The 6,267-nt window shown below is 61.2% G+C and carries 6 protein-coding genes and 1 riboswitch; of the genes, 4 read left to right on the forward strand and 2 right to left on the reverse strand.

Annotation, left to right across the window (positions count from 1 at the left end; all coding sequences use genetic code 11):
* From V7080_RS22570 to V7080_RS22580, 3 genes are all read left to right on the forward strand, one after another.
* Nucleotides 1-375, forward strand: a 375-nt coding sequence (locus V7080_RS22570) for a Holliday junction DNA helicase RuvB C-terminal domain-containing protein (protein WP_334190628.1), incomplete at its 5' end; no start/stop codon positions are given.
* 13 nt (nt 376-388) lie between these two features.
* Nucleotides 389-838, forward strand: coding sequence for a YaiI/YqxD family protein (locus V7080_RS22575; protein WP_334190633.1), 450 nt, complete (start codon nt 389-391; stop codon nt 836-838).
* Between the two features lie 254 nt (nt 839-1,092).
* A complete protein-coding gene (locus tag V7080_RS22580) occupies nt 1,093-1,923 on the forward strand; it encodes a 2-keto-4-pentenoate hydratase (RefSeq protein WP_334190629.1) in 831 nt (276 codons plus the stop codon).
* A 49-nt stretch (nt 1,924-1,972) separates the two neighbouring features.
* Here the strand turns inward: V7080_RS22580 and V7080_RS22585 are convergent, their stop codons facing one another.
* On the reverse strand, nt 1,973-2,422 hold the full coding sequence (locus V7080_RS22585) for a DUF2147 domain-containing protein (protein ID WP_334190630.1): 450 nt from the start codon (nt 2,420-2,422) through the stop codon (nt 1,973-1,975).
* Nucleotides 2,423-2,496: 74 nt separating this feature from the next.
* A complete protein-coding gene (locus tag V7080_RS22590) occupies nt 2,497-5,304 on the reverse strand; it encodes a valine--tRNA ligase (RefSeq protein ID WP_334190631.1) in 2,808 nt (935 codons plus the stop codon).
* 88 nt (nt 5,305-5,392) lie between these two features.
* Nucleotides 5,393-5,492: riboswitch (TPP riboswitch) on the forward strand.
* 51 nt (nt 5,493-5,543) lie between these two features.
* Between V7080_RS22590 and V7080_RS22595 the strand changes: the two genes are divergently transcribed.
* A partial coding sequence (locus V7080_RS22595; protein ID WP_334190632.1) for a phosphomethylpyrimidine synthase ThiC occupies nt 5,544-6,267 on the forward strand: 724 nt, incomplete at its 3' end.

Genomic DNA, 6,267 nt, shown 5'->3' on the forward strand with positions numbered 1-6,267 from the left:
AACCGCCTGCTGCGCCGCGTGCGCGATTATGCCGAAGTCAAGGGCACGGGCGAAATTACCAAGGCCATGGCGGATGCGGCGCTGGTAATGCTGGATGTCGACCCGGTCGGCTTCGATGTCATGGACCGCAAGCTGCTCGAAGCGGTGCTGTTCAAGTTCAACGGCGGCCCGGTCGGGCTGGACAACCTCGCCGCAGCGATCGGCGAAGAGCGGGACACCATCGAGGATGTGCTGGAACCATACCTGATCCAGCAGGGTTTCCTGCAGCGTACGCCGCGCGGCCGCATCGCCACGCCCACCGCCTATTCCCATTTCGGCGTCACCGCGCCGCGCCAGAGTCCGACCGGCGACCTGTGGGACCTGCCGCCGGCTTAGGCGCATGCAGACGATGCGTATCTGGGTCGACGCCGACGCTTGCCCGGCGGTGGTAAAGGACATCCTGTTTCGTGCCGCCGATCGCCTGCAGATCCAGGTCACGCTGGTCGCCAACAAGGCGCTGCGCACGCCGCCCTCGCGCTATATCAGGGCAATGCAGGTGCCTGCCGGTTTCGACGTGGCCGATGCCGAGATTGTCAGACAGGTGTTGGAGGGTGACCTCGTCATTACCGCCGACATTCCCCTGGCCGCCGACGTGTTGAAGAAAAACGGCCATGCGCTCAATCCACGCGGCGAGTTATATACCCAGGGCAATATCGGACAGCATCTGACGATGCGCGACATGATGGACCAGCTGCGCAGCAGCGGGATCGATACCGGCGGCCCCGCGCCGTTCAGCCAGGCGGACCGGCATGCATTTGCCGCGGCGCTGGACCGGTTCCTGCAGCAGCGCAGGTATTGAACCCGGGCGCTGATGCCAGGTCCGATAATTGCGCATTGCCATTCAGGCAATGCGTGCCGCTTGTGGTGATGAAGTGCTACTCAGTAGAAATACCTACGGCCCGAATTTGCCGATTCGGACGCCGCGCTTCCCCTATAATTGTTTTTTTAAGCACGCCTGCACTTTTTTGTACCAAGGCAGCGCAAATGCACGGGTTGCCAAAGCGATGTTGCCGCGCCTGCATCCCTCCCTGCCTTACCTGACGATTGCCCATCATGCTGATGTCCACCCAAGCCAACCGGTATGCGCTTCAATTGCTCGAGGCGCGCGCCGATGTGAGGATGATTGCCCCGCTGTCGGCTAAGACGAAACTGACGATGGAGGACGGCTACGATATCGTCAAGAGCACTTACGATATCCGTACCGCCCAGGGCGAAGTGATGATCGGCCGAAAGATCGGATTCGCCAATCGCAAGATCTGGGCGAAATACGGTGTCGAGGAGCCGATCAGCACCCCGATCTGGACGCCGATGTTCGATGCGACGGTGCGTTACACCACCGACAATCGCGGCATCCAAAGCCTAGATGGCGCATTGCAGCCGCGCCTCGGACCGGAAGTCGTTTTCAAGCTCGGCGCCACACCATCCCCGGATGCCACGATCGAGGAATTGGCGGAATGCATCGAGTGGATGGCGCATGCCTTTGAAATCGTAGTGTGTCCGTTCGAGGGTTGGAAATTCGAGATGGTCGATTCCATCGCCGCCTTCGGCCTGCACGGATCGCTGATCGTCGGTGAGCCGAAAGTCCTGTCAGCCGCCACCCGCCGCAATCTCGACAGCATGCTGGCCTATTCCAGCCTGTCGCTTTCCTGCGGCGACGAGCTGCGGTCGGCCGGCTTCGGCAGCGATGTTCTCGGCAGCCCCCTGCAGGCGCTGTGGCACCTGCACCAGATGCTCAAGACACAACCCCGGTTCGACAAGCTTGGTGCCGGTGAAATCATCACGACCGGCACCTGGACGGATGTCTGCCCGATCGCACCCGGTGAAACCTGGACATCTGCGTTTTCAGGCGTATCGTTGCCGGGACTGACGGTTTCCTTCGTATAGTGTGTTGGCCGGTATCGTGCCGGCCACTGGGGGACCTGGTCTCCGCCTGCTATTCCACCCGGATCCACGTCTGGGTACGTCCCAGCATCGGCACGCCGACATACCCGCGTACGTCGAGCTTTTTGCCGTTGTCGATGACCGTCATCTTGCTTTTGTAGACCTTGCCGCTGGCCGGATCGAGAATCTGGCCGCCGGCGAATTCGTCTCCCTGCGCCTTCATCCCGGTCAGGATCGTCATCCCGACGATGGGCTGGTCCTTGCGGTCGCCTTCGCACAGATCACATTTCGGGTTTTGATCTTCGCCCTGGGCGCGAAACAGCTTTTCAATCCTGCCGTTGAACTCACCGTTCTTCTCGGTGATCCTGACCAGTGCTTTCGGCTTGCCGGTCTCGTCGTCAATGCTGCGCCACAGGCCGGCAGGGGATGATTGTTGCGCCCAGGCAGCCGAACTAACGAGTGTCGCTGCGGCAAGCAACATGGACATTGTTTTTGTACGCATTCGATCTCCTTGCATCATGAAAAAGGGCTCGCTCGGTCGTGCCGAAGGAGCCCTTAGTTTGCTATCCACCCGATCTATGCTGCTTGCAATTTCTCAAATTGCTCGCGCAGCTTGTCCAGCGTAGCGGTGAAGCCGGCGAGACGATCCTTCTCCAGCGCCACGACTTCCGGCTTGGCTCGGGCAACGAAGTTCTCGTTGCCGAGTTTGGCATTCGCCTTGCCGATTTCGCCTTCGAGACGGGTGATTTCCTTCGACAGGCGTTCACGCTCGGCGGCAACATCGATTTCGACCTTCAGCATCAGCTTGGCCGTTCCCACGACCGACACCGGCGCCGGCGATTCCGGCAGCTTGTCCAGCACCTGCACGTCCGACAATTTCGCCAGCGCCTGCAGATACGGCGCGAATGACTGCAGACGCGCCTTGTCGTCGGTTTCCATCACCAGCGGCACGCGCTGTGCCGGCGATAGCTGCATTTCGCCGCGCAGGTTGCGGCAGGCATCGGTCAGTTGCTTGAGCTGCGCCATCCATGCCTCGGCATCCTCGTCGATCTTGCCTAGGTCCGGTTGCGGATACGGCTGGCGCATGATGGAGTCGCCGGCAGCATCGAGCGTGCGGCCGGTCATTGGCGCTACCGTCTGCCACAGTTCCTCGGTGATGAACGGAATCACCGGGTGCGCAAGCCGCAACACGGTTTCCAGGACCCGCAGCAGGGTACGGCGGGTCGCCCGTTGCTGCGCTTCGGTGCCGTTCTGGATCTGCACTTTCGCGACTTCCAGATACCAGTCGCAATATTCGTCCCAGATGAACTTGTAGACGGCCGATCCGATGTTGTCGAAGCGGTAGTCGGCGAAGCCTTTTTCCACCTCCGCCTCGGTGCGCTGCAGCAGCGACACGATCCAGCGGTCGGCTTGCGAGAAATCCCGCCCGCCGTCGGCGCAGCTGGCGGCATCGAAGCCGCAGTCCTTGCCTTCGGTGTTCATCAGCACGAAGCGGGTGGCGTTCCACAGCTTGTTGCAGAAGTTGCGGTAGCCTTCGCAGCGGTTGAGATCGAAATTGATGTTGCGGCCGAGCGATGCGTAGCTGGCCATGGTGAAGCGCAGCGCATCGGTGCCGTAGGCGACGATGCCTTCCGGGAATTCCTTGCGGGTGGCCTTTTCGATCTTCGCCGCATCCTTCGGGTTCATCAGCCCGGTGGTGCGCTTGGCGACCAGGGTGTCGATGTCGATGCCGTCGATCAGGTCGATCGGGTCGAGGGTGTTGCCCTTGGACTTCGACATCTTCTGGCCGCTGGCGTCACGCACGAGGCCGTGCACATAGACCGTCTCGAATGGCACCTTGCCGGTGAAGTGGGTGGTCATCATGACCATCCGCGCCACCCAGAAGAAGATGATGTCGAAGCCGGTCACCAGCACCGACGACGGCAGGAAGGTCTTGTAGTCCGGCGTTTCTTCCGGCCATCCGAGGCTGGAGAAGGGCACCAGCGCCGACGAGAACCAGGTGTCGAGCACGTCGCTGTCACGGGTGATGGCTTTTCCACCGGCCTTTGCCTTTGCTTCTTCCTCGTTGCGGGCCACGTAGATGTTGCCCTCGTCGTCATACCACGCCGGGATCTGGTGCCCCCACCAGAGCTGGCGCGAGATGCACCAGTCCTGGATGTTGTTGAGCCACTGGTTGTAGGTGGTCGTCCAGTTTTCCGGAATGAATTTGATCGAGCCGTCGGCGACCTTTCCGAGCGCGACCTCGGCGATCGACTTGCCGGGAAAGTGGGTGCCTTCGGGCGCCGGCTTGCTCATCGCGACGAACCATTGGTCGGTCAGCATCGGCTCGATCACCGCGTTCGTGCGGTCGCCGCGCGGCACCATCAGCTTGTGCGGCTTGACGGACTCCAGCAGGCCCTGCGCTTCGAGGTCGGCAACGATCTGCTTGCGGGCGTCGTAGCGGTCCATGCCCTGGTATTTCGCCGGGCCGTTTTCGTTGATCTTCGCATCCAATGTCATGATGCTGATCTGCGCCAGGTTGTGGCGCTGGCCGACCGCGTAGTCGTTGAAGTCGTGCGCCGGCGTGATCTTCACGCAGCCGGTGCCGAATTCCTTGTCGACGTATTCATCGGCGATGATCGGGATTTTACGATCGGTCAGCGGCAGTTTCAGCAGCTTGCCTACCAGGTGGGTGTAGCGCTCGTCGGTCGGGTCGACCGCCACGGCGACGTCGCCGAGCATGGTTTCCGGGCGGGTGGTCGCCACCGTCATGTGGCCGCTGCCGTCGGCGAGCGGATAGCGGATATGCCACATGAAGCCGTCTTCCTCCTCCGACAGGACTTCGAGGTCCGACACCGCCGTCATCAGTTTCGGGTCCCAGTTCACCAGCCTCTTGCCGCGATAGATCAGGCCCTGTTCATGCAGCCTCACGAACACTTCGGTCACCGCCTTGGACATCTTCTCGTCCATGGTGAAATACTCGCGGCTCCAGTCGGTCGATGCACCCATGCGGCGCATCTGGCCAGTGATGGTGGAGCCGGATTTTTCTTTCCATTCCCATACTTTTTCAAGGAATTTCACCCGGCCCAGGTCATGGCGGGAGACTTTCTGCGCATCGAGCTGCCGCTCGACCACGATCTGCGTCGCGATGCCGGCGTGGTCGGTGCCGGGGATCCAGGCGGTATTGAAGTTGCGCATCCGGTGATAGCGTGTCAGACCGTCCATGATGGTCTGGTTGAACGCATGTCCCATGTGCAGCGTGCCGGTCACGTTGGGCGGCGGCAACTGGATGCTGAACGCGGGCTTGGAGGGATCGGTGGTGGCTGTGTAATAACCGCGCTGTTCCCACTCGGTGCGCCAGCGTTTTTCAATGTCGGCGGGCTCGAAAGACTTGGCTAATTCCATGATTTGACGTGTGTTTTTGCGAAACCGACGATTATAAGTCAGTGCCGCCCAATTCATGGGCGTATAATTCCGGCCAAGCCGCCCGCGCGGCGCACGCTAGGGGTCCTGTCCGGAGAATTGGACGGGTGAGAAACACCCTCGAACCTGATCTGGATAATGCCAGCGAAGGGAAGCAACCGGGAATTATCCTTTTCCGCCTCTCCTTCGCTTTTCGTTTGTTGAAAGCCAAGGAGCATCGCATGAACGCCAACCCCCAATTCCTCGCCGCCACCGCCAAGGTGGATGAAGCTGCCATCCAGCCGCTGCCGAATTCCCGCAAGATCTACGTCGAGGGCTCCCGTCCGGATATCCGCGTGCCAATGCGCGAGATCAGCCAGTCCGACACCCCGGCGTCGTTCGGTGCGGAAAAGAATCCGCCGATCTACGTATATGACACCTCCGGCCCCTACACCGACCCGGAAGCGAAGATCGATATCCGTTCCGGCCTGCCGGCATTGCGCGCCGCATGGATCGCCGAACGCGGCGACACCGAGGAATTGGCCGGCCCGACATCGCAATACGGCATCGAGCGCCTGAACGACCCGAAGCTCGCCGAGCTGCGTTTCAATCTGCACCGCAAGCCGCGCCGCGCGCTGCCGGGCAAAAACGTGTCGCAAATGCATTACGCGCGCCAGGGCATCATCACGCCGGAGATGGAATACATCGCCATCCGCGAGAACCTGCGCCGCAAAGAGTACCTGGAAGGCCTGAAGGCTTCCGGGCCGATGGGCCAGAAACTGGCGGACCTGATGGGACGGCAGCATCCGGGACAATCCTTCGGCGCGGCGATCCCGTCGGAGATCACGCCGGAATTTGTCCGTTCCGAGGTCGCCTGCGGCCGGGCCATCATCCCGATGAACATCAACCATCCGGAAATCGAGCCGATGATCATCGGCCGCAACTTCCTGGTGAAGATCAACGCCA

It is taken from the genome of Noviherbaspirillum sp., assembly GCF_036846085.1.
GTDB lineage: Bacteria > Pseudomonadota > Gammaproteobacteria > Burkholderiales > Burkholderiaceae_D > Noviherbaspirillum.

Excerpts from the sequence above, each read along its gene's own strand:
- V7080_RS22585 (WP_334190630.1), bottom strand. The coding sequence starts at position 2,422 with ATGCGTACAAAAACAATGTCCATGTTGCTTGCCGCAGCGACACTCGTT.
- V7080_RS22590 (WP_334190631.1), bottom strand. The coding sequence starts at position 5,304 with ATGGAATTAGCCAAGTCTTTCGAGCCCGCCGACATTGAAAAACGCTGG.
- V7080_RS22580 (WP_334190629.1), top strand. The coding sequence starts at position 1,093 with ATGCTGATGTCCACCCAAGCCAACCGGTATGCGCTTCAATTGCTCGAG.
- V7080_RS22575 (WP_334190633.1), top strand. The coding sequence starts at position 389 with ATGCGTATCTGGGTCGACGCCGACGCTTGCCCGGCGGTGGTAAAGGAC.